Source organism: Sphingomonas limnosediminicola, from assembly GCF_039537965.1.
Taxonomy (GTDB): Bacteria; Pseudomonadota; Alphaproteobacteria; order Sphingomonadales; family Sphingomonadaceae; genus Sphingomicrobium; species Sphingomicrobium limnosediminicola.
Genome location: NZ_BAABBM010000001.1, coordinates 1771871 through 1793177, shown reverse-complemented (window position 1 = coordinate 1793177; position 21307 = coordinate 1771871). Strand labels below are relative to the sequence as shown.

Genomic DNA, 21307 nt, shown 5'->3' with positions numbered 1-21307 from the left:
CGTCATGGACATCGCCGCTTTCCTGACGCCGTCGGCGATCACCGCGCTTATCGAAATCCTTTTTATCGACATCGTCCTGGCCGGCGACAATGCGATCGTCGTCGGTGCGCTTGCGGCCGGGCTTCCGGCCGATCAGCGTCGCAAGGTCATCATGATCGGCGTGCTGGCGGCGCTTGTGCTGCGGATCGTCTTTGCGCTCGTGGTTTCACAGCTCCTGCAGATCGTGGGCTTAGTCCTTGCTGGCGGCCTGCTGCTGTTGTGGGTTGCATGGCGCATGTATCGCGAAATTCGCGACCCGAACGAGAATCCGGGTTCGGAAGAGGTCGTCGGTGACGAGCATTCGGGCCTGAAGGCGCCCAGGAGCTTCGCCAATGCAGCTTGGGGCGTCGCGCTTGCCGACGTCAGCATGAGCCTCGACAATGTTCTGGCGGTCGCCGGCGCGGCCCGCGAGCACCCATACATTCTCGTCTTCGGTCTCGTGCTGTCCGTTATCATGATGGGGATCGCCGCCAACTACATCGCTCGTTACATCGAGCGGTACCGCTGGATCGCTTGGGCGGGCCTGTTGGTGATTCTGTGGGTAGCTTTGAAGATGATCTGGGAGGGCGCAAGCCACGTCGCGCCGGTGATCGCGCCCTTTTTCACCTGACCGATGGAAACCATTTACGCGTTGTCGAGTGGCCGCCCACCGGCAGCCGTTTCTGTCATCCGAATCAGTGGGTCCAAGGCGCATGACGCTGGGCGGAGGCTCGCCGGCGAGCTGCCCGAGGGACGTCACGTTGCGCTTCGGCAATTGACTGATCCGGCGACGGGAGAAGTGCTCGACGACGCACTCGTCCTGCGCTTCGACGCGCCGGCGAGTGCGACCGCTGAAGACGTTGTGGAAATCCAGTGCCATGGCGGGCGAGCAGTTGTGGATTCGATCCTGACGGCGCTGGGTCAGATCGGTGGACTGAGAGAAGCCCAGCCGGGCGAGTTCACACGCCGGGCCTTCGAAAACGGCCGCATCGATCTGACGGAAGCCGAAGGTCTCGCCGACCTACTTGAGGCCGAAACCGAAGCGCAGCGGAAGGCGGCGCTTGCCCTCGCGGAAGGTGGACTGACCAGGCAAGTCGCCAACTGGCAGCATCATCTACTCGGGCTTTCAGCTGAGGCTGAACGCGCCATCGATTACGATGAGGATGATGAACTGGGTATCGACCCCGGGCTCTTGCGCGGATGCGAAAAACTGCTTGGCGAGCTGCATGAATGGCTCGGCCGCCCTCGAACCGAGGTGCTTAAAGACGGTGTCCGCGTGGTCGTTGCCGGACCCGTCAACGCCGGGAAGTCAAGTCTAATCAACGCGATAGTGGGTACCGAGCGTGCGATCGTGAGCGACGTGCCCGGCACAACGCGCGACCATATCGATGTGCCGCTGGCGCTTGGCGGGCTCCCGATTCTGCTGACCGACACCGCCGGCCTGCGCGACACAGCTGATCGGGTCGAGGCGATTGGCATTGCACGGGCGAGCAAGCTTGTCGGTGCAGCAGACGTCTTGGTGTGGCTTGGCGAGCCGGAACTTGCCCCGCAACACCCTCGCTTGATCAAGGTCCATGCGAAGGCAGATCTGCCTGGACGCGAGACGGTGCCTGCGGGCTCGATCGGTGTTTCATCGATTACGGGCTATGGCGTTTCCGACATCTTGGAGACCGTGCGTGCGCGCTCGAAAGAAGTGATGCCTGCCGACGGTGCGCTCTCTCTCAATCGGCGTCAGGCCGAACTGGTGGGCGAAGCTGTCGGCTCTCTTTCGGCGGCGCTTCGTGCACCGGATGTGGTCGTGCTTGCGGAGAGTTTGCGTTCAGCACGGAATGCATTTGACCGTCTTACGGGGCGGGCCGGCGTGGAGGATGTGCTCGACGCGTTGTTCGGGCGGTTCTGCCTCGGCAAGTAGTGTTTCACGTGAAACACTGGTCCGCTAAGAGACCCCTCGTGTTCGATGTAGTTGTAATCGGTGCGGGCCATGCCGGCTGCGAGGCGGCTACGGCCGCGGCTCGTCTCGGCGCCCGCGTCGGGTTGTTGACCTTCGACCCCGGCAACCTTGGGCAGATGTCCTGTAACCCGTCTATTGGCGGCGTAGGCAAGGGCCATTTGGTCCGCGAGCTCGACGTGTTCGACGGATTGATGGCTCGCGCCGCGGACCGTGCGGCGATTCATCGCCGAATGCTCAATCGAAGCAAAGGTCCTGCAGTGTGGGGTCCGCGCGTGCAGGCTGACCGTCGGATCTATCGCGCCGCGGTCGCTTCTCTCGTCGCGTCGAGCGGTGTCGAGGTTTTGGCTGGTGAGGCGCACGGCCTGCTCTTGAAGAGCGGTGCGGTAAATGGCGTATCGTCGTCAAATGGCACAGTCGAATGCCGTTCTGCGGTCATCGCTACAGGCACTTTCCTGGACGCCAGGATGTTTGTTGGTGAACGAGTGATGGAAGGCGGGCGGCGGGGCGAGCAGGCTTCGAATGTCCTAGCCGGGCAGATCCGCGAAATTGGCCTAGGGCAAGGACGTCTTAAGACCGGAACGCCGCCGCGGCTCGACGGTCGGACCATCGATTGGTCGCGGCTAGAAGAGCAGCCTAGCGATCGTGACCCGTGGACGATGTCCGCGATGGCGAATGGCATAGGACAACCACAACTCCGATGCGCGAAAACGCGCACCAACGAACGGACGCATGAGATCATCGCGGCCAACTTCAATCGATCCCCGCTGTTCGCTGGTTCTATTGAGGGACGCGGTCCTCGCTACTGCCCGTCCATCGAAGACAAAGTGAGACGATTTGCCGATCGCGACGCGCACCAGATTTTCCTCGAGCCGGAGGGACTTGACGATCATCTGGTTTATCCGAACGGCATCTCCACCTCGCTGCCGGAAGACGTGCAAGCCGAGTTTCTGCGGAGCATTGCTGGACTCGAGCGCGTTAAAATCGCGCGGCCCGGCTACGCAGTGGAATACGAGTTCGTTGATCCGCGCCGACTGAAGGCGACGCTCGGGGTTGCTGACATCACCGGCCTATTCCTCGCTGGGCAGATTAACGGCACCACCGGATACGAAGAGGCAGCCGCGCAGGGCCTCGTTGCCGGCCTCAACGCGGCTGCTCATGCACTTGCGCTAGAAGAAGTGCGGTTCGATCGACGATCGAGCTATATTGGGGTGATGATCGACGACTTGACGCTTCAGGGCGTGAGCGAGCCCTATCGAATGATGACCGCCCGGGCGGAGCACCGGCTTTCGCTGCGGGCTGACAACGCCACCACGAGGCTCGGCGAAGCGGCGCTGGCGACGGCCTGCGTGTCCGACGAGAGGTCCGCGCAGATCTTGGGGCACTTTGATCAGCGCGGTGGGATTGGTTGGGCAGATACTCCGGAAGGCTCCGCTGACCTCCTTTATACGCCTTATGTTGCGCGGCAGGAGCGCGAGTGGGAAGTTGTGCAGCGCGACTCTAATGTCTGGATTCCTTCGTCATTCCACTTCGGCGATGTTCCGGGTCTTTCGACCGAGATGGTAGAGCGCCTCTCCGCAGCTGCTCCCGAGACATTGGACCAGGCGAGCCGCATTGCCGGAATAACCCCGGCGGCGCTGTCAGCAGTGTACGTCGCCATACGCCGCCAAGCCGCATGAAAGCATCAATAGAGGCGGCGGCGGGCCGTACTGTTTCACGTGAAACGCTTGAGCGTTTGGCGGACTACCAGCATTTGCTACGATCCGAGAGCGGACGCCAGAATCTTGTTTCACGTGGAACACTGGACGATTTATGGAGCCGCCATATTGTCGATTCGGCCCAGTTGGCTCGCTATGAGCCGAGTTCCGGCGCCACTTGGCTCGATGTAGGATCAGGGGCGGGCCTTCCTGGAATTGTCCTCGCTTGCATTGTCGAGGGGCCAGTCGAACTGGTCGAACCCCGCAAGTTGAGGGTAGAATTCCTCCAGACGTGCGTCGAACGGCTCGGCCTTAACGCGAGAGTGCTGGCATCGAAGGTCGAGCGAATCACGGGATCGTATGATATAATCACCGGCCGGGCCGTCGCGCCGCTCCCCCGTTTCCTCAGCATGTGCGACCATCTGTCCACAAGAAAGACGGTTTGGGCTCTTCCGAAAGGCAGAACGGCCCAATCGGAACTGGCCGAGGCGCGACGATCATGGCAGGGTGACTTCCGTGTGGAGCCGAGCGTGACCGACGCTGAATCGAAAATCATCGTCGGCACTCAGGTGAGGGCGGGTAAGCGATGAATCGTATCGCAGTGGCCAATCAAAAGGGCGGCGTGGGCAAGACCACGACCGCCATCAATCTCGCGACGGCGTTGGCCGCAATCGGCTGGCGCGTGCTCCTGGTGGATCTCGACCCGCAGGGGAATGCCTCTACCGGGCTTGGTATTAAGCACAGTCAACGCGAGCGATCGAGCTACGACGTTTTGATAGGCAGTTCGTCCGTCGTCGACGCCGCAGTCGCAACGAGGGTGCCGCGCCTCGACGTTCTTCCCGCGACAGTCGACCTGTCGGGCGCAGAGGTCGAGATGGTGTCGATGCCGGATCGGGCGCACCGGCTCGATAAGGCCCTGAACGCGGCTTCAGCGCGGTGGGACATTTGCTTGATCGATTGCCCGCCGTCACTCGGCCTGCTTACGGTCAACGCGCTGGTCGCGGCGCGCCATGTGCTGGTGCCCTTGCAGTGCGAGTTCTTCGCGCTTGAAGGACTGAGTCAGCTTCTCCAGACGGTCGAGCGGATCCGCGCGGCCTTCAATCCTGAACTATCGATCCTCGGCGTCGCGCTCACTATGTTCGATCGTCGTAACAATCTTTCTCAAGCTGTTTCTGAAGATGTGCGCGCCTGTCTGGGCGGTGTCGTCTTCGACACCATCGTCCCCCGTAACGTGCGCCTTTCGGAAGCGCCAAGTCATGGACTGCCGGCCTTGATCTACGACCTGAAATGCCCGGGCTCCGAAGCCTATGTTCGTCTGGCGCGCGAGCTGCTTTCGCGTCTGCCGCGTGTGGCGGAGGCAGCTTGAGCAGCGATCGACCAGGCAAAGGGCTGGGAATGGGGCTGTCGGCCCTGCTCGGTGATGCGCCGCGCAAAGCGGGCGAGCCGGCCATGCAAGTACGCGACGGCGTTTGTGAGATCGAGATCGCGCGGATCAAGCCTAACCCAAGTCAGCCCCGCCAGCAGTTCACAGAGGCAGCGATCGAAGAGCTCGCCGATTCCATTGCCGAGCGCGGAGTGCTGCAGCCCATCCTGGTGCGGCCGCTCGTTGACGGTTTTGAGATCATTGCGGGTGAGCGGCGCTGGCGTGCGGCACAGAAGGCGCGTCTGCATAGTATTCCGGCACTGGTTCGCGAGAGCGACGAGGCGACAACTGCCGAACTGGCTCTGATCGAAAACATCCAGCGCGAAGACCTCAACGCTATCGAGGAGGCCGAGGGCTATCGCCAGCTGATCGAACGCCATGGACATACGCAGGAAGGCGTGGCGAAGATCGTCCACAAGTCCCGCAGCCATGTCGCGAACCTTCTTCGTTTGCTGGTTCTGCCGGATGCGGTGAAACAATCGCTTTTGAAAGGCGATATCAGCATGGGGCATGCCCGGGCCGTGGCAACCGCCCCGGACCCGGAAGCGCTTACCAAGGAAATCGTCTCCCGCGGTCTGTCTGTCAGGCAGGCGGAAGAACGCGCAAAACAGGCCAAGCCTGTGTCGTCCAACGATTCCGGTCGGGCCGCGCGAAGTGCTGCGAAGCCCGTCGACGCGGATCTGGCTGCTTTGGAACGGCAGTTGGGTGATATCCTGGGCTTGAAAGTTCAGGTCCTGCACAAGGGGCAGGGCGGAAGCGTGACTCTTCATTATTCGAGCCTCGACCAACTCGACATGGTCTGCCAAAGGCTCTCCGGAGAGCCGATCTAGGGTCAGCGCCTTCGCGCCTCTCTCGCGATCGCCAACAATTCCTCGCCAAGCGCCTCTTGTTGCGGTGCCGCGCTGAGCATCAAAGCTCGTTCTAGCTTCCCCGTCCGTTCGGCGAGGCGGCTCAACCGGTCGGCGTCCCAAGAAGACAGCATCGCCCGGAAAGTGGCTTTGTCTCTCCAGAACAATGCCTTACCCATTGACGTCATGACCCCATCCGGCGTTTCGCCGCGCTCGACACGCGCTCTTGCGGGCGCGAGCATCAGCAGACGTCGCTGCAATGACCTGACGACTGGAATCGCTTCGGTGCCGCCGGATGAAAGACGCGCCAGCTCTTCCGACAGTCCTGCGATGTCGCCGCTGAGAGCGAGATCCGCCAACCGGAGTACATCGCCTTCGGCCGTATCGGTGCCCACGGCATCCACTGCCTCGTGTTCAAGCTCCTTAGGCGTGTGCGGCGAGGCGTCCACGTAGAGCGCCAACTTCTGCAGTTCCTGAGAAACCAGTGCCTGGTCGTTTCCGCAGCTTGCGGCGATCCGTGCGGCGACTGATGAGCTTAGTTTCAGCCCAACGCTCCGGCCGACGTCGACCACCATTCGTTCGGCGTCCTGGCCTTCGGGCACGTAAGCTGCAAACGCGGCAGCGGCGGGTGACGCCTCGGCAAGCTTCAGCAGCGCGGAAGTCTTGCGAAGAGCGCCGGCGATTGCCAGCACCGGGCTTTCCGGCGCGGCGCCCGATAGAAGCGCCTCGACGCCGGAGGCAATATCGTCCCCGGCAGGCTCGATCCAGACAAGCCGTTTGCCGCCAAACAAGTTCATCGCGCCTGCCTCGTCGCTCAGCGCCGCCGGATCGGATTTCACAGCCCCGGCTGCAATCACGAACTTGGTCGCGCCCAGTGAGAAAAGAAGCCGCTGGCCAAGTGCACGCGACTGCGCGTCGTCGGGCCCGTGCAAAAGGTAGAAACGAGTGTCCGGATTGGGCTGATCGACCGCGCGGCCGACCGACTGCTTGGTTAGCTTCACTTCGCCCCGGTGCGCGACGCGTATACCGCCAGGCGCGCGACGATCTGGTCCGCAACCTCATCGGCAATGTTTTCGAGCGCCGTCTGCTCAGCCGCAACCGTGGCATATTCGGAGCTGACGATGTCGATGCCGGCGTCAGACCCCGCGGTGGCGTCGAGCACGACCTCGCCTTTATCGAGCCTGACGAGCTGGTAGCGCGCACGAAGCGTGCGCCGCTCCTGCGTCGCGGCCTGGTCGCTGCGTAGACCGAACGCCGTAATATTGTCATCCAACGTCACATCCAGCCGGTACTGCGGCGTTCTTGCACCCGCCATCCCGAGGCGATCGATCAGCTTTGTCCGAACCAGCCACCCCGACTGCCCGGCGATCGGCCCTACCTGAACCGAACGAAGTGTTGCAGCGACTGAGCTCCCCGAACCTCCACTGTAGAGCGGCTGCAAGCCACATCCAGAAAGGGCGGCGAAAACCAGCAGAAGAGCAGCGCGCCGAATCATGCGACGATATTCACCAGCCGGTCAGGCACGACAATGACTTTGCGCGGTGGCGCGCCGTCAAGAAGGCGTTGAACCTTGTCGGACGCGAGAGCGAGCGCCTCGGCGGCAGCCCGATCGAGGCCGCGCGGCGCCGATAACGTATCGCGGAGCTTGCCGTTGACCTGAACGGCGAGCGTGACCTGGTCATCGATGAGCAATGATCGATCGAACGCAGGCCATGCGGCATCGGCAATCAGGTCCTCCGCGCCGAGCGCAGCCCAGGCTTCTTCAGCAAGGTGGGGCGCCATCGGCGCCACGAGCAGGACGAGCGCCCGGATGGCGTCGGCGCGTGTCGCGCTTGGCTTTGCCTTTTCGACGGCGCTGACAAGCTCATAGAGTTGCGCGACGGCCTTGTTGAACTGGAGACCATCGATCGCTTCGCCGACGGCGGCAATCGTCCGATGCAGCTTGCGCTTCAGCGTATCGTCTTCGCCGTCTCCAGTTTGGTCGGCAGTGACCAATCGCCAGACGCGCTGGACGAAGCGCGACGCCCCCTCGATGCCGCCTTCGGACCATTCGAGGTCGCGCTCAGGCGGGCTGTCGGAAAGCATGAACCAACGCACTGCATCGGCGCCATACTTGGCCAGGATCGGCTCCGGGTCGACGGTGTTGCGCTTGGATTTCGACATTTTTTCGACGCGGCCGGGCGTAACGGGATGACCGCTCTCGATGTGCACCCAGTCGTCGCCATCCTTGCGGACCTCGTCGGGACTCAACCAGCTGCCATCGCCGGCGCGATAAGTCTCGTGCGTGACCATGCCTTGGGTGAAGAGCCCGTTGAAGGGCTCCGACATGGAGATCTGGCCGAGGTGCTCGAGCGCGCGGGTCCAGAAGCGGGCGTATAGCAGGTGCAGGATCGCGTGCTCCACGCCGCCGATGTATTGCGCGACCGGAAGCCATTTTTCAGCCTCGGCACGGTCGAATGGTCTGTCGCTGGGCTGGCTGGCGAAGCGGATGAAATACCAGCTCGAATCCACGAAGGTGTCGAGCGTGTCGGTCTCGCGCGTCGCCTCTCCCCCGCAGCCTGGGCAGTGGACATGCTTCCAGGTTGGATGACGATCGAGGGGGTTACCCGGCTTGTCGAATTCAATGTCGTCCGGAAGGACAACTGGCAACTGCTCACGAGGCACGGGAACGGCGCCGCAAGCCGAGCAATGAATGATCGGGATCGGCGTGCCCCAATATCGCTGGCGCGACACGCCCCAGTCGCGCAGGCGATATTGGACGGTTCCGCTACCCCAACCCGCGGCTTCAGCCCGCTTGATGATCTCAGCCGCAGCCTGCTCGCTGCTCAAGCCGTCCAGGAAAAGCGAGTTGACGGCGACGCCATAGGCACTTTCGGCCTCAGACCCGATCGGCTCAGATGCCAGCGGAACGCTCTCAGCTACGACCCGCTTGATTGGAAGCTGATACTGCTTCGCAAATTCAAAATCGCGTTGGTCGTGGCCCGGAACGCCGAATATCGCGCCGGTGCCGTAGTCCATCAGGACGAAGCTCGCGATGTAAACGGGAAGGCGCCAACCCGAATCAAGCGGGTGAACGACCTCGATCGTCGTCCTAAATCCCTTTTTCTCCGCGGTCTCAACCTCTGCCGCGCTCGTTCCGCCGGCCTTGCATTCTGCGATGAACGCAGCCGCACGCGGATCGAGGACAGCCGCGGCCTGCGCGATCGGATGATCGGCCGCGACCGCGACGAAGCTGGCGCCGAAGATAGTGTCTGGCCGCGTCGTGAACACTTCGACGCTGTCGATCCCGTTCGCGGGCTCGGCCAGGCGGAAACGGAATTGCAGGCCGCGGCTCTTGCCGATCCAGTTCTCCTGCATCAGCCGCACTTTGTCGGGCCATTGGTCGAGCGTCTTCAGACCTTCGAGCAGGGCGTCCGCAAAGTCGGTGATCTTCAGGAACCACTGGGCAAGCTTGCGCCGCTCAACCTGCGCGCCCGAGCGCCAGCCCTTGCCGTCGATGACTTGCTCGTTGGCGAGAACGGTCATGTCGACCGGGTCCCAATTGACCTCGCTTTCCTTGCGATAGACGAGGCCGGCAGCAAACAGGTCGAGGAAAAGCGCCTGTTCATGCCCGTAATATGACGGGTCGCAGGTCGCGAGCTCACGATCCCAGTCGAGCGCGAAACCCAGACGCTTCAGCTGGTCGCGCATCGTCGCGATATTTGCCCAGGTCCATTCGCCCGGGTGTACTTTGCGCTCCATCGCCGCATTCTCGGCCGGCATGCCGAAGGCGTCCCATCCCATCGGGTGGAGAACTTCATGCCCCTGCATCCGGCGGTAACGGGCAAGGACATCGCCCATCGTGTAATTTCGGACATGACCCATGTGTATGCGCCCCGACGGGTAGGGGAACATTTCGAGCACGTAGGTCTTCGGCTTGTCGCTGGCGCTGTCGGCCGCGAAGCTGCGGCTTCTCTCCCAGCGCGCCTGCCAGCGGCGGTCGGCCTCAGCCGGGTTGAAGCGGCTGCTCATGCGCTAAGGCTTAACCTCGGACGGCGCCGCGGCGCAGGTCTCGAGCCCTCGTCAGGATAATATCTTCCAACTTCTGCACGGTCGCAGCCGTAACCGGCGCATCGACCCAGGTGCCGCCCTGGTTGACCTGGCGCGAGCCGGAGACGCGCAGCGCGTCGGCGCGGAGATCCTGGTCGAGGATCGCGACCGTAAGCTTCACCCGTTCGCCGGGCGCCTTCGGATTGGTGTACCAGTCGGTGACGATGACGCCGCTGTTGGCATCCGCCTGCAGCAGCGGCGCGAAGGACACGGTGTCGAGCGCGGCCCGCCACAGATAGGCGTTGACGCCGATCGTCGTCATCCGGGACGGCGCGACCTCGGTAGGAAGCGACTTGTTGCGCGCGCAGCCCGAGCCGGCGATTGCGAAGACGAGCAGTGCAGCAGCAGTCGTGTGCAGGCGGTTCATCGAGGATCCTAAACAGCTTTTTCCGGTCGAGCGGCGTTATAGATGGTCGGGCCCCTCTCGCAAGGTGTCCCGCTGCGGCGCATTATTGTTGTGAGTCAGCAACAGGGGCTGAACGAATCGATTCATGGTCATGGAACCTTCAGCTGACTCCATCTATATCGACTCTACGCAAAGGGAGTCGTGGTTTTGAAGATCGCGCGTCGAAAGGGAGCCAAGTTGCTGGCGGCTGTTGCCGCTGGCGGTCTTGTGCTGTCTCCGGCAATCGCCGCGACTTCGACCAAGAAGAAGCCGGTGGCAGTGTCGCTTAGCTTCGACCCCATGTCCTCCTTCACTCCGGCCAACGCCGATCCCAAGCTTGCGGCCCAGTTCGCCGGCAAGGGCTTGGCGCTGACCGATTTCAAGTTCACGCCGGCTCCCGCCAAGGGTCGCCCGGCGCAGGTCCGCGTCGCCATCCGCGCGCGCACGACGCCGGCCCAGACGGATCTTGCGCAGGCGAGTGTGTCGACGGCGGCGGTCAACGCTCTTAACCCGACCAGCTATAACCTCGGCGTGGCAATCGGCTGGAAACGCTTCGCGGTGTCAGGCGACGTCGCTCAGGTGAAGTCGGCCGACGCGGCGATTGGTGGACGCGAGACGGCAATCGTTGGCGTCAGCTACTCGCTCAAGAAGTTTACCGGACGCGTTGCCGTCGGTGCGGAGCGGACTGCGGGCAGCCCGGTTCCGGCGCTTCGCAAGGGCGACAACGTCTCGCTGGACGTCGGCGGGTCCTACGACCTCTCGCGGCGCATCGCCCTGACTGGCGGCGTTCGCTACAACATCGAGCGTGATCGCCTGTCGGCGTTGCAGGATGCCCGGCGCGACAGCCAGGCCGTCTATCTGGGTACGGCGCTCAAGTTCTAAACCTGTCGATCGCGGCCCACGCTTGAAAGCCTAGCGTCGCGACTTTCGCGAATCGCTTTTCGTTCATTCCGCCCAACGCTCCCAAGCGGCGGCGTGCAAGCCGCGTGAATGTGGCTGCTCGCATCCGGGGGAGGGGCTTCCATTCCGGGTGACTGCGCGTTTCGAACATCGGCGAAAGAAGGATCAGCGGGGTCCGCGCGAGCAAGGCTCGGCGCAGTTCTGGGAGACTGTGCACGCGAGCCGCGTCACCTGCGAGTTCGTCGAGTAGGATCAGGTTTCGCCGACGCGCGATCCTACGCACTCCCGCCAGCAGCTTCCTGCGCTCTGTTTTCGGCGCATCGACGAACAGGAATATCACACCTGCGTCGCGTGGCAGCTTGCGGAGAAGGACAGGGAGACCAGCCGCGTTCCGTTCATCTGCAATGAGCCACTGACGCGGCATGCGGGTCTGGCGGCGCTCCATTCGGCTACCTATAGCCGCGCCATGACGAGCGCCGCAGCCCGCCGCGATAAGATCCTGGAGAATATCGCCGCGGCGGCGAAACTGGCGCGCCGCGAACCGTCCGAGATTCAACTCGTTGCCGTAAGCAAGGGACGAACGGCGGAGGAGATCGAACCCCTCATCGCCGCCGGACAGCGCGACTTCGGCGAAAGCCGGGTCCAGGAAGCGCTATCGAAGTGGCCAGAGCTGCTGGCGTGTAACCCTGATATTCGCCTGCACGGCATCGGCCGGCTGCAATCGAACAAGGCCGCCGAAGCTATCGGCCTGTTCGAGACCATCCACTCGCTGGATCGCCTCTCCCTGCTGGATGCCCTGACAAAGGAGGTGGAGAAGAGCGGTCACTTTCCCGGCGTCTACGTGCAAGTGAATATCGGCGAAGAGGAACAGAAGGGCGGCTGTCCCATCGACGAGCTTGGTACGCTTATCGAGGCAGTCCGCGCTTCGCCGCTCCCGCTTGCCGGGCTGATGTGCATTCCGCCCGCGGGCCTTGAGCCCTCACCTTATTTCGCGCTGCTCGCCAAGCTCGGGCGACGTCATGACGTCACATCGCTCAGCATGGGCATGTCGGCCGATTATCGCCAGGCCGTGATGCTCGGGTCCACGGCCGTTCGCGTCGGTACTGCGTTGTTCGAAGACGATGCCCAGGCCTGACGGACTCATTTTCGATTTTGACGGCGTACTGCTCGAAAGCGAGTTCGAGCGGAACCGCGAGCTTGCGGCACTGCTGACGGACCTCGGCCACCGCCACAGCGTCGAGGAAACGCTCCACCATTATACGGGCCTCGCAGGCAACGACTTCCTCGCCGCGATCGAGCGGCGGATCGGGACGCAATTGCCGCCTGAATTTCACGACCGCCTTCGGGACAAGAGCCGGCGGGCGCTGCGCGAGGGGATCATGGCGGTGCTCGGCGCAGTTGACTTCGTGCAGTCCCTGCCGGCTGAGATGCCGCGCGCGGTTGCTTCGTCGAGCTCGACCAAGTGGATCCGCGGCCACTTGGCGCATCTCGGACTCACCGAGGCGTTCGGCGAGCATGTCTACAGTGGCCACGAGCATGTTGAGCGGGGAAAGCCGGAGCCGGACATCTACCTTCACACTGCACGGCAGATTGGCGTTTCTATCGAGCACTGCGCCATCCTCGAGGATTCGCGTGTCGGCGTGACCGGCGCGTTAGCATCTGGGGCGCGGGTGATTGGGCTGGCGGCGGGATCGCACTGCCTCGACGGCCATGACGAGATGCTCCGCGCCCTGGGCGTTCGCGAAATCGCCTACAGCTTCGACGATGTGCGAAGGCTTCTCAGCTTAGGCTAGATGCCCGCTCCTTTTGCGCTTGGTGTCGAGATAATCGGCATTGTGCGGGTTGGCGGGCATGTGATGCGGGACGCGGTCCGCAACCTTGATGCCGGCCGCTTCCAGCCCGGCCACCTTGTTCGGGTTATTCGTCAGTAGGCGGACCTCGTTCACGCCGAGCGCTCTCAGCATCGCAGCAGCGTGCGCATAATCGCGCTCGTCGTCGGCAAAGCCGAGCCGACGATTGGCATCGACCGTGTCGAGTCCGCGATCCTGTAGCGAGTAAGCGCGGAGCTTGTTGGCTAGTCCGATGCCGCGCCCTTCCTGCCGCAGGTAAAGCAGCACGCCGCCGCCCGACGCGCCGATAATCTTGAGCGCTTCCTTGAGTTGCGGGCCGCAGTCGCACTTTAGCGATCCGAACACGTCGCCGGTCAGGCATTCGCTGTGCAGACGAACGAGCGGCGGGTTCCCACCGAACGCGCCGATCAACAGCGCGACATGCTCCTGCCCGTCGTCGGCCGCGCGGAAGGCGACGATCTGCGTATCGGGCAAGTCGTCGAGCGGAAGCTTGGCACGGGCGACGATCTCGACTGTAGGCGAACGATCTTGGCGGTCTATCTCCTCGACCGAGACGCTCGTCGCGGCGCCTTGATCGTCGAGCAGCCATAGCGCTGGAAGAAGCCCAGCGGCGCGCGCGAGTTCGAGCGCTGCCGTGCAAGACGTTGGGCTTCTGCAAGGCAGCGGGTGCAGCGGTCCGACCAGCCCGCGGTCGAGATCACGGCCTGGGTCGGCTAGCGCCAAAGCGGTTTCACAATCGAGCCATGGGGCGCGTTCTACGAGTACGGGCCGGCCGGGGTCGGCCGCGTCACGCCGATTAGTCAGCGCAAGCGCTGCGGCTCGATGTCCGCTTATCAGCAACCTCGCGCTGCTCTTCGGATCAAGGATGTCGAGAAACTCCGGCGTTGCCGTCTCAACGGCAGCGATGGCGATAGGCGCTTCGCCTTCGATCCGCACCGCTCGACCGGCGCGGAGCGCGGCGATGGCGCGGCGAATCGGCTGCTCGCTCAAACTTCGATCTCGCAGATCAACGGGACGTGATCGGACGGCCGCTCCCATGCGCGGCACGGTTCAAGCACCTCGTGTCCGACCAGGTGGCCGGACAATTCGGGCGAGGCCCACATGTGATCGAGGCGCCGGCCACGGTCGTTCTTGGTCCAGTCGGGCGAGCGATAGCTCCACCAGGTGAAGCAGCGCTCGGGCGCGGGCACGAACTTGCGTCCAATATCGACCCAGTCGTGCGCCTGCTGAAGCCGATTCAGCGCCTCGACCTCGACAGGCGTGTGGCTGACGACGTTGATCAGCGCCTTGTGGCTCCAGACATCGCATTCAAGCGGCGCGACGTTGAAGTCGCCGACAATGATCGTCGGTTCCTTGAGATCCTCCGACCAGCGGGTCATCCGGCCGATGAAGTCGAGCTTCTGACCGAACTTGGGATTCTGCGCGCGATCGGGGATGTCGCCACCGGCCGGCACATAAACGTTCTCGAGCCGGATCCCGCACTCGAGCCGCGCGCCGACATGTCGCGCTTCGCCATTGTCTTGCCAGTCATGCTTGCCAGCGTCTTGGAGCGGAAGGCGGCTGAGGATCGCGACGCCGTGGTGCATGCGCTGGCCATTCAACTGATGGTGGACATAACCATGGCGCGTGAACAGCTCGGCGGGGAAGATGCTGTCGAGCACCTTGGTTTCCTGCAGGCACAGAATGTCGGGCCGCTGCTCGACGATTAGTCGCTCGACGAGCGCCGACCGTGCGCGCACCGAGTTGATGTTCCACGAAGCGATTTTCAGCTTTTTGCCCACGTCACCCGCTTAGCCTTTGTCGCCCGAATAGAAAAAGGCCCCCGCTCCGGGGGCATGGAGCGAGGGCCGCCAAGCGTTCGTCACGCAAGGGGCTCTGTAAAACCCGGGTAACAGGGGGAAACCCCGGTAACATACAGAACCGCCAACCTATTTAGGTACTCGACCCTGAAAGTGCGATGAACAGGTCGCAATCTGAAACTATTTTCCGCGCCTCTTCGGCTCCGCGTACGTGAAGGCGCTCTCCGGCACCGCGACATTGTAGCGGACATTCGACAGCTTCACCGTCGTCCGGCGGCCCTGCGGGTCGATCGCTGTCCAGCCATACATCTGAAGGCCCCCCGGCGCCGACGTGCTGCGCAGGAAGGCGAGCGTAAGCTGGCCGTAGGACGTATTCTTGGCCCGGGCGACGAGGATCCGGGGATCGGTGCTCGGCAACACCTGTGCCTTGCCGTTGAAGTCCGGCGAGCTCGACAGCAGCGGGCCGAGCGGCGTCTTGCCGAGTGGATAGGCGCTCTTTTGGCCGACCTGATAATCGAGAAAGTAGAGGTTCCTTCCATCGGCCACGAGCAGCAGGTCGCCGCTGCCATATTGGAAGCGGACCTTGCCCGGGCGCTTCAGCTGCAGCGTTCCCGCGGCCGAGCGGCCACGCGCATCGGTCTGGACGAAATTGGCAGTCATCGTCTGTACCGCGCCGATATGGCTCTTCAGCTTCCCGAGGTCGGGAGAATCTGCCGCGGCCGCAGGGGTCGCGATGATGGCGGCCGCCACGAGGGCGCGCGCGAAACGAGGGGCGGAAATCATCTTCAAGCTCCTGGAAATTTGTCGCACGAACTGGCGTCGCCGCGTTGAATGCGGACTGAACCTTCCGGTTCCGCACCGTTCAGGCTCAGATGGGGTGGCCGTCCGGGTCGATCAGCACCTCGCGGCGGCCCACATGGTCGGGCTGGCCCACGAGACCTTCCTTTTCCATCCGCTCGATCAGGCGCGCGGCGCTGTTGTAGCCCACCCGCAGCTGCCGCTGGAGGTAGGAGGTCGACGCCTTCTGACTCTCGGCGACGATCTGCACGGCTTTGCGGAAAAGCTGCGTCTCTGCATCGTCTTCGCCGGTCGGCTGACCATCGAATAAATATCCGCCGTCCTCCGGTTCCTCGGTGACCGACTGAACGTACTCGGGGGCGCCCTGACGGCGCCAATGCTCGGCCACCGCGCGCACTTCCTCGTCACTGACGAACGGCCCATGAACGCGGATGATCTGCTTGCCGCCCGGCATGTAGAGCATGTCGCCCTTGCCGAGCAGCTGTTCTGCGCCCTGCTCGCCGAGGATGGTTCGGCTGTCGATCTTGCTCGTTACCTGGAAGCTGACGCGCGTCGGCAGGTTCGCCTTGATGACGCCGGTGATGACGTCGACCGACGGCCGCTGCGTGGCCATGATGAGGTGAATGCCCGCTGCGCGCGCCTTCTGGGCGAGCCGCTGGATGAGGAACTCGACCTCCTTGCCGGCGGTCATCATCAGGTCGGCGAGCTCATCAACCACGACCACAATCTGCGGCAGGACCTCGTATTCGAGCTCCTCGACCTCGTAGAGCGGTTGACCGTTGTCGGCATCGTAGCCGGTCTGGACTCGGCGTCCGAGCTTGGATCCCTTGGCCTTCGCCTCGCGCACCTTGGCGTTGAAGCTGGGCAACGCACGGACGCCGAGGTTCGCCATCATGCGATAGCGCTCCTCCATCTGCTCGACGGCCCATTTGAGCGCGCGGATAGCCTTGCCGGGCTCGGTCACGACTGGCGAAAGCAAGTGCGGGATGTCGTCGTAGATGCTCAGTTCGAGCATCTTCGGGTCGATCATGATCATCTTCACCTGGTCCGGCCCGTAGCGGTAGAGCAGAGAGAGGATCATGCAGTTAAGGCCGACCGACTTGCCCGAACCGGTGGTGCCCGCGACCAGCAGGTGAGGCATTGGCGCGAGGTCCGCGATAACCGGGTCGCCAGCGATATTCTTCCCGAGGATCAGCGGCAGCGACATGTTCTGATCGTCGAAGGCCTGGCTCCCGATCAGCTCCGACAGGACAACCATCTCGCGCTTCGGATTCGGCAGCTCGATGCCGATGACGCTGCGGCCGGGAATGGTCGCAACGCGCGCGGACAGCGCCGACATGTTGCGGGCGATATCGTCAGCCAAGGCGATTACGCGGCTGGCCTTGATGCCGCTGGCCGGCTCCAGCTCGTACATGGTGACTACCGGTCCCGGCCGGACCTCGACGATATCGCCGCGAACGTTGAAGTCTTCGAGCACCGTTTCGAGCAGGCGCGCATTCCGTTCGAGCCCGGCGCGGTCGATGGTCTGCTTGCCCTTCTCCGGCGCTGGGGTGAGCAAGTCGAGTGTCGGCAGCTGGTGGCTGTCACCGAGTGCCAGGCTAGGCTGCGCAGAAGCCTTGCGGTTCGCACCGCGGCTGGCCGCGACAAGCGGTTTGGATGGATCGGCGACCGCGACGACCGGCTTCACGCGAGGCGGCGCCGCGGCGGTCGGCCGTTCGTCCTCTTCGATTTCGGTCCGGCGCGGGGCAGCACGGCGTTCGCGCGGAGCTCGACGGAACAGGCCGCCCAGCCAATCCTTTTCGTCGGAATTGATGCCGACGGCCAAATAGCCGACCGCGAGGCCGCCAAGCGCGAAGAGCAGGAGCACGGTCAGGCGCGTCGGCCCGGCAATCATTGGGTTGGGGATCAGCCCGATCGCGGCATCGACGCCATGCGCCGCCGCGAGACCGAGGGCGCCGCCCCAGCCAGCCGGAAGTCCCGACACCGACGAGCCGCTCGTGAGGCCGAGCGCCACGCCAAGCAGGACCGCGCCGATGGCAGCCAGACCAAGCCCGCGGCCGATCCGGCCAGCCGGAAGCAGGCGGAGCATCCTCATCCCCGCGATGGCGATGACCGGCATGAACAGCGCGGAGCCGAGCCCAAACAAGAGCAACAGGATGTCGCTGAAATAAGCGCCGAAGCTGCCAAGCCAGTTGGCCGGCGGGCCGCCGGCGGCCGTGCTGAGCGACGGATCGGTCGGGTTGTGCGATGCCAGCGCGAGCGTCCCGGCGATGCTGATCGCCAACAACACTGCACCCCAGGTGCGAATCGCCATCCGCCGCACTGCTTCACGCAATGCGTCGCGCCAGTCGGGCGCCAGTTCGCGCTTCGGCGCGCGCGCGGCAACGGTCGCCATGTCCCACCCCTAAAAGTTCAGACTCTAAAATGCCTTGAGCCGGACTCTCCGGTCAAGCGAACTTCTTGGCGTGATTGCTTCGCGCGCGTAGGGCAACGCCATGGACCGGTCCGATGTGATCATTTTCGGCGGCGGGATGATTGGCCTCGCCCTGGCGTCCGCGCTCGACGCAAGCGGGCTCTCCGCGATCGTGGTCGACCCCGCCGACCCGTCGTTGCGCAAGGATTCCGCATTCGACGGCCGCACTAGCGCCGTATCGTCGAGCTCGATGCGCATGCTCGAAACGATCGGCGTCGCTGACCATCTTGCTGCACTGGGGTGCCCAATTCGTACCATCGCGGTCGCGGATGGGTTGGAGCCAGGCGGGCTTCATTTCGATTCCGAAGATGACGAACCGCTCGGCTGGATGCACGAAAACCGTCATCTTCGCGCCGCACTACAGGCGCGCGCCGAGGCCGGGCGGCACAGCTGGCTGCTGTGGAAATCGCGGGTCGCCAGCGTCGATCGAGGCGACCATGGCGTCGTTGTCCGCCTCGACGATGGCAGGACACTGACCGCGCCGCTCCTGATAGCCGCCGATGGACGGGAATCGGCGACGCGGGAGGCGGCCGGCATTCGCGTCGCGCGCTGGCGCTACGACCACCAGGCGATCGTGTCCGTGCTCCGGCATGCGAAGCCGCATGAGCATGTCGCCTACGAGATCTTCTATCCGGCTGGACCATTCGCGCTGCTGCCGATGAATGACAATGCGGGCGGTCACCGCTCGGCCATCGTCTGGTCCGTCGCGCGCGACGATGCCGCCGGCTGGCTGTCGCTCGACGACGATGATTTTGCGGCCGAAGCAGAGTCGGCCATGGGTGGCTTTCTCGGTAAGATTGAAATGCTGGCGCCGCGCTCGTCCTACCCGCTTGGCTTCCACCACGCCGCGCAGATGACCGCGAAGCGGCTGGCGCTCGCAGGCGATGCCGCGCATGCGATCCATCCTATCGCAGGTCAGGGGCTCAACCTCGGCTTCCGGGATGTCGCGGCGCTCGCACAAGTCCTCGTCGAAGGCGCGCGCCTTGGCCTCGACCTTGGCGACAAGCAATTGCTCGACCGTTACCAGCGCTGGCGCTCGCTCGATGCGCTTTCTGTCGCCTTTGCTACCGACAGCCTGACCCGAATCTACGGTGTTCCCGGCAAGACGGCCTCTGCGATGCGACGCTTCGGCATGGGCTTGGTCGAGCGGATTTCCCCGATCAAAAATCGCCTGATGAGCGAAGCGCGCGGCACCAGCGGCGATCTGCCGTTGCTGCTTCGAGGCCTGCAAATCTAGCTACTGGATCGTCGGCTCGATCTCGAGGCCGCCGGTGACTGCCGCGCGATGGAACTGCATGAGCTGAACCAGAAGGTCGGCTCGCCCCGTCAGCGTTACCTGCTCAAGCAGCGCTTGCTTGGCGCCGACGTCGAACGGCGCGACCTGAGCGATCGCATTGACCAGCATCTCATCGTCAAGGCGGCTCACGGCGTCCCAGTCGACGGCAAGCCCGAGCGCGTCGCCGAGCCTTCGTGCTTCACGCTCCACTTCGGCGCGCTCACCCAGCGAAAGGGGCGGCGGCTCGGCGTCTACGAACCCTTCGATGTCCACCTCGGCACAGCGATAAGTTGAGTCGATTTCCGCATCGCGCAGGTAACGGAAGCGGTTCACGCCGAGCAGGACGATATTGAACCGTCCGTCGTCGAGCTCCTCGATGCCGACAATCTCGCCGAGGCAGCCGATCCCATAGAGCGGTGCCTTATTGTCCTCATCGAGCCGCAAGGGCTGGATCATGCCGATGCGGCCCGCGCCGTCGATCGCATCGCGCACCATATCGCGATAGCGCGGTTCGAAGATGTGAAGGGGGAGCTGCGACCTTGGGAAGAGTATCGCGCCGGAAAGGGGAAAGATGGGAACGCGGAGGGTCCGGCTCATGTGAACAACAGGGCCGAGAGCCGGCGCCGCTGTGCGCTAGACCACGGGTCTTCGAGACCCTGCGCTTCGAGCAGCTGGAGGAATTGCTTGCGGGCTGCTCCGTCGTTCCAGTCGCGGTCGCGCTGGACGATCTCGAGGAGCGCATCGGCGGCTGCGTCCCTGTCGCCGGCGGACATTTTCGCGGCCGCCAACTCGAAGCGCGCTTCGTGGTCGTCCGCGTTGGCGGCGAGCCGTTGCTCGAGCGGCGCGGTGTCGACTGCCGGTGCTGACGCCACTTCAAGCGCCGCGCGGGCGCGGCCGATCTCGGGCTTCTTCGCCTGATCTTCCGGCACCGCATCGAGAATCTGTCGAGCTTCGTCGATCTCACCTGAAGCGACGAGCGATCGTACGAGACCACCGACCACTTCCGGCTTGTCCGGCGCCATTTCATGGATCTGGCGGAAGATCCCGACGGCGCGCGTCGAGTCGCCCTCGCTCAGAACCTGCTCACCCATCGCAACCAGTGGCTCGATCTCCGCCTGAGGTACCGCGCCCTCCGGCTCGATCTTCAGCTGCGCCAGCAATTTGTCGAGCGCGCCCGTGAGCTGGCCTTCAGTCCGGTAATTGGTGAGGTCCGCGACAGGCTGGCCCCGATAAAGCGCATAGACTGTCGGAATCGACTGGATCCGAAATTGCGCGGCCAGCATCTTTTCCTTGTCGACATCGATCTTGGCGAGCTTCACGCCCTTCGCAGCATAATCAGCCGAGACCTTGTCGAGGATCGGGCCGAGCTGCTTGCACGGCCCGCACCATTCCGCCCAGAAGTCGAGGATGACGAGCGAGGTCATCGACGGTTCGATGACGTCGCGTTCGAACCGCTCGAGGGATTCTCGGTCGGCTTCGGAAAGGCCCAGGGTCGCCACGCTCGTCAGATGCTCCCTTCACAACGCAGGTTGCCCGCCCATATGGTCGGCAAGCGGCCGCGCCACAAGCTGTCGGTTCTTGCCCTTGCAGGAGCGGCGAAGAGCATGCTAGGCGCGCGCCTCACCTCAGCCGGACGGTCTTCCAGGCACCGGCTTTCGCTCAGAGCGGGCGTAGCTCAGGGGTAGAGCACAACCTTGCCAAGGTTGGGGTCGAGGGTTCGAATCCCTTCGCCCGCTCCAGCTGTCCAACAGCGTGAAATTGCTGTCATGTGCGCCGTTGTTGGAAAACAGCGGGCACATGCGC

Annotated in this window: 20 protein-coding genes and 1 tRNA gene; 11 read left to right on the top strand and 10 right to left on the bottom strand. The window is 63.7% G+C overall.

What is annotated here, in order from left to right; translation table 11 throughout:
• Nucleotides 1-4: 4 nt before the first annotated feature.
• From ABD704_RS08975 to ABD704_RS08950, 6 genes are read left to right on the top strand one after another with little or no spacing between them, the layout of a single operon-like run.
• Entirely contained in the window at nt 5-649 is a 645-nt protein-coding gene (locus ABD704_RS08975; protein WP_344699343.1) for a YjbE family putative metal transport protein, read from the top strand.
• 3 nt (nt 650-652) lie between these two features.
• The gene (gene mnmE, locus ABD704_RS08970; RefSeq protein ID WP_344699342.1) at nt 653-1930 is read left to right on the top strand and encodes a tRNA uridine-5-carboxymethylaminomethyl(34) synthesis GTPase MnmE; all 1278 of its coding nucleotides are present in this window, start codon (nt 653-655) and stop codon (nt 1928-1930) included.
• A gap of 38 nt (nt 1931-1968) precedes the next feature.
• The gene (gene mnmG / locus ABD704_RS08965; RefSeq protein WP_344699341.1) at nt 1969-3645 is read left to right on the top strand and encodes a tRNA uridine-5-carboxymethylaminomethyl(34) synthesis enzyme MnmG; all 1677 of its coding nucleotides are present in this window, start codon (nt 1969-1971) and stop codon (nt 3643-3645) included.
• Complete coding sequence (rsmG, locus tag ABD704_RS08960; RefSeq protein WP_344699340.1) at nt 3642-4253, top strand: 16S rRNA (guanine(527)-N(7))-methyltransferase RsmG; 612 nt, start codon at nt 3642-3644, stop codon at nt 4251-4253. Before mnmG ends, rsmG begins: the two co-directional genes overlap by 4 nt.
• Nucleotides 4250-5029, top strand: coding sequence for a ParA family protein (locus tag ABD704_RS08955; RefSeq protein ID WP_344699339.1), 780 nt, complete (start codon nt 4250-4252; stop codon nt 5027-5029). The genes rsmG and ABD704_RS08955 overlap by 4 nt, the downstream gene beginning before the upstream one ends.
• 29 nt (nt 5030-5058) lie before the next feature.
• The gene (locus tag ABD704_RS08950; protein WP_344699338.1) at nt 5059-5916 is read left to right on the top strand and encodes a ParB/RepB/Spo0J family partition protein; all 858 of its coding nucleotides are present in this window, start codon (nt 5059-5061) and stop codon (nt 5914-5916) included.
• 2 nt (nt 5917-5918) lie between these two features.
• Here ABD704_RS08950 and holA read toward each other — a convergent pair whose 3' ends face one another.
• Genes holA through ABD704_RS08930 form a run of 4 tightly spaced genes read right to left on the bottom strand, consistent with a single transcriptional unit; the run spans nt 5919 to nt 10390 of the window.
• Nucleotides 5919-6935 (bottom strand): DNA polymerase III subunit delta, encoded by a 1017-nt coding sequence (holA, locus tag ABD704_RS08945; RefSeq protein ID WP_344699337.1) that lies wholly within the window; start codon nt 6933-6935, stop codon nt 5919-5921.
• Nucleotides 6932-7429, bottom strand: coding sequence for an LPS assembly lipoprotein LptE (gene lptE, locus ABD704_RS08940; RefSeq protein WP_344699336.1), 498 nt, complete (start codon nt 7427-7429; stop codon nt 6932-6934). The genes holA and lptE overlap by 4 nt, the downstream gene beginning before the upstream one ends.
• Complete coding sequence (gene leuS, locus ABD704_RS08935) at nt 7426-9945, bottom strand: leucine--tRNA ligase (protein WP_344699335.1); 2520 nt, start codon at nt 9943-9945, stop codon at nt 7426-7428. Before leuS ends, lptE begins: the two co-directional genes overlap by 4 nt.
• Before the next feature lie 10 nt (nt 9946-9955).
• Nucleotides 9956-10390 (bottom strand): DUF3576 domain-containing protein, encoded by a 435-nt coding sequence (locus tag ABD704_RS08930; protein WP_344699334.1) that lies wholly within the window; start codon nt 10388-10390, stop codon nt 9956-9958.
• 186 nt (nt 10391-10576) lie between these two features.
• Between ABD704_RS08930 and ABD704_RS08925 the strand changes: the two genes are divergently transcribed.
• From ABD704_RS08925 to ABD704_RS08915, 3 genes are all read left to right on the top strand, one after another.
• Nucleotides 10577-11290, top strand: a complete 714-nt coding sequence (locus ABD704_RS08925) for a porin (protein ID WP_344699333.1) — start codon at nt 10577-10579, stop codon at nt 11288-11290.
• A 484-nt stretch (nt 11291-11774) separates the two neighbouring features.
• Nucleotides 11775-12443, top strand: a complete 669-nt coding sequence (locus ABD704_RS08920) for a YggS family pyridoxal phosphate-dependent enzyme (protein ID WP_344699332.1) — start codon at nt 11775-11777, stop codon at nt 12441-12443.
• A complete protein-coding gene (locus ABD704_RS08915) occupies nt 12430-13101 on the top strand; it encodes an HAD family hydrolase (RefSeq protein ID WP_344699331.1) in 672 nt (223 codons plus the stop codon). Before ABD704_RS08920 ends, ABD704_RS08915 begins: the two co-directional genes overlap by 14 nt.
• Here the strand turns inward: ABD704_RS08915 and ribA are convergent.
• From ribA to ABD704_RS08895, 4 genes are all read right to left on the bottom strand, one after another.
• On the bottom strand, nt 13093-14148 hold the full coding sequence (ribA, locus tag ABD704_RS08910) for a GTP cyclohydrolase II (protein WP_344699330.1): 1056 nt from the start codon (nt 14146-14148) through the stop codon (nt 13093-13095). The genes ABD704_RS08915 and ribA overlap by 9 nt on opposite strands.
• Nucleotides 14145-14939, bottom strand: a complete 795-nt coding sequence (locus tag ABD704_RS08905) for an exodeoxyribonuclease III (RefSeq protein WP_344699329.1) — start codon at nt 14937-14939, stop codon at nt 14145-14147. Before ABD704_RS08905 ends, ribA begins: the two co-directional genes overlap by 4 nt.
• A 198-nt stretch (nt 14940-15137) precedes the next feature.
• Nucleotides 15138-15740 (bottom strand): LolA family protein, encoded by a 603-nt coding sequence (locus ABD704_RS08900; RefSeq protein WP_344699328.1) that lies wholly within the window; start codon nt 15738-15740, stop codon nt 15138-15140.
• Between the two features lie 85 nt (nt 15741-15825).
• Nucleotides 15826-18150, bottom strand: a complete 2325-nt coding sequence (locus ABD704_RS08895) for a DNA translocase FtsK (RefSeq protein ID WP_425565420.1) — start codon at nt 18148-18150, stop codon at nt 15826-15828.
• Nucleotides 18151-18250: 100 nt separating this feature from the next.
• Between ABD704_RS08895 and ABD704_RS08890 the strand changes: the two genes are divergently transcribed.
• The gene (locus tag ABD704_RS08890) at nt 18251-19465 is read left to right on the top strand and encodes a UbiH/UbiF/VisC/COQ6 family ubiquinone biosynthesis hydroxylase (RefSeq protein WP_344699327.1); all 1215 of its coding nucleotides are present in this window, start codon (nt 18251-18253) and stop codon (nt 19463-19465) included.
• Here the strand turns inward: ABD704_RS08890 and ABD704_RS08885 are convergent, their stop codons facing one another.
• A complete protein-coding gene (locus ABD704_RS08885) occupies nt 19466-20101 on the bottom strand; it encodes an LON peptidase substrate-binding domain-containing protein (protein WP_344699326.1) in 636 nt (211 codons plus the stop codon).
• On the bottom strand, nt 20098-21003 hold the full coding sequence (locus ABD704_RS08880; RefSeq protein ID WP_344699325.1) for a tetratricopeptide repeat protein: 906 nt from the start codon (nt 21001-21003) through the stop codon (nt 20098-20100). Before ABD704_RS08880 ends, ABD704_RS08885 begins: the two co-directional genes overlap by 4 nt.
• A 165-nt stretch (nt 21004-21168) precedes the next feature.
• Here ABD704_RS08880 and ABD704_RS08875 point away from each other — a divergent pair.
• Nucleotides 21169-21243 (top strand) — tRNA-Gly (locus ABD704_RS08875).
• Nucleotides 21244-21307: the final 64 nt, after the last annotated feature.

Coding starts and splice junctions, on each gene's coding strand:
- ABD704_RS08975 (WP_344699343.1), top strand. CDS start 5: ATGGACATCGCCGCTTTCCTGACGCCGTCGGCGATCACCGCGCTTATC.
- mnmE (WP_344699342.1), top strand. CDS start 653: ATGGAAACCATTTACGCGTTGTCGAGTGGCCGCCCACCGGCAGCCGTT.
- rsmG (WP_344699340.1), top strand. CDS start 3,642: ATGAAAGCATCAATAGAGGCGGCGGCGGGCCGTACTGTTTCACGTGAA.
- ABD704_RS08955 (WP_344699339.1), top strand. CDS start 4,250: ATGAATCGTATCGCAGTGGCCAATCAAAAGGGCGGCGTGGGCAAGACC.
- ABD704_RS08950 (WP_344699338.1), top strand. CDS start 5,059: ATGGGGCTGTCGGCCCTGCTCGGTGATGCGCCGCGCAAAGCGGGCGAG.
- lptE (WP_344699336.1), bottom strand. CDS start 7,429: ATGATTCGGCGCGCTGCTCTTCTGCTGGTTTTCGCCGCCCTTTCTGGA.
- leuS (WP_344699335.1), bottom strand. CDS start 9,945: ATGAGCAGCCGCTTCAACCCGGCTGAGGCCGACCGCCGCTGGCAGGCG.
- ABD704_RS08930 (WP_344699334.1), bottom strand. CDS start 10,390: ATGAACCGCCTGCACACGACTGCTGCTGCACTGCTCGTCTTCGCAATC.
- ABD704_RS08920 (WP_344699332.1), top strand. CDS start 11,775: ATGACGAGCGCCGCAGCCCGCCGCGATAAGATCCTGGAGAATATCGCC.
- ABD704_RS08915 (WP_344699331.1), top strand. CDS start 12,430: ATGCCCAGGCCTGACGGACTCATTTTCGATTTTGACGGCGTACTGCTC.
- ABD704_RS08900 (WP_344699328.1), bottom strand. CDS start 15,740: ATGATTTCCGCCCCTCGTTTCGCGCGCGCCCTCGTGGCGGCCGCCATC.
- ABD704_RS08895 (WP_425565420.1), bottom strand. CDS start 18,150: ATGGCGACCGTTGCCGCGCGCGCGCCGAAGCGCGAACTGGCGCCCGAC.
- ABD704_RS08890 (WP_344699327.1), top strand. CDS start 18,251: ATGGACCGGTCCGATGTGATCATTTTCGGCGGCGGGATGATTGGCCTC.
- ABD704_RS08885 (WP_344699326.1), bottom strand. CDS start 20,101: ATGAGCCGGACCCTCCGCGTTCCCATCTTTCCCCTTTCCGGCGCGATA.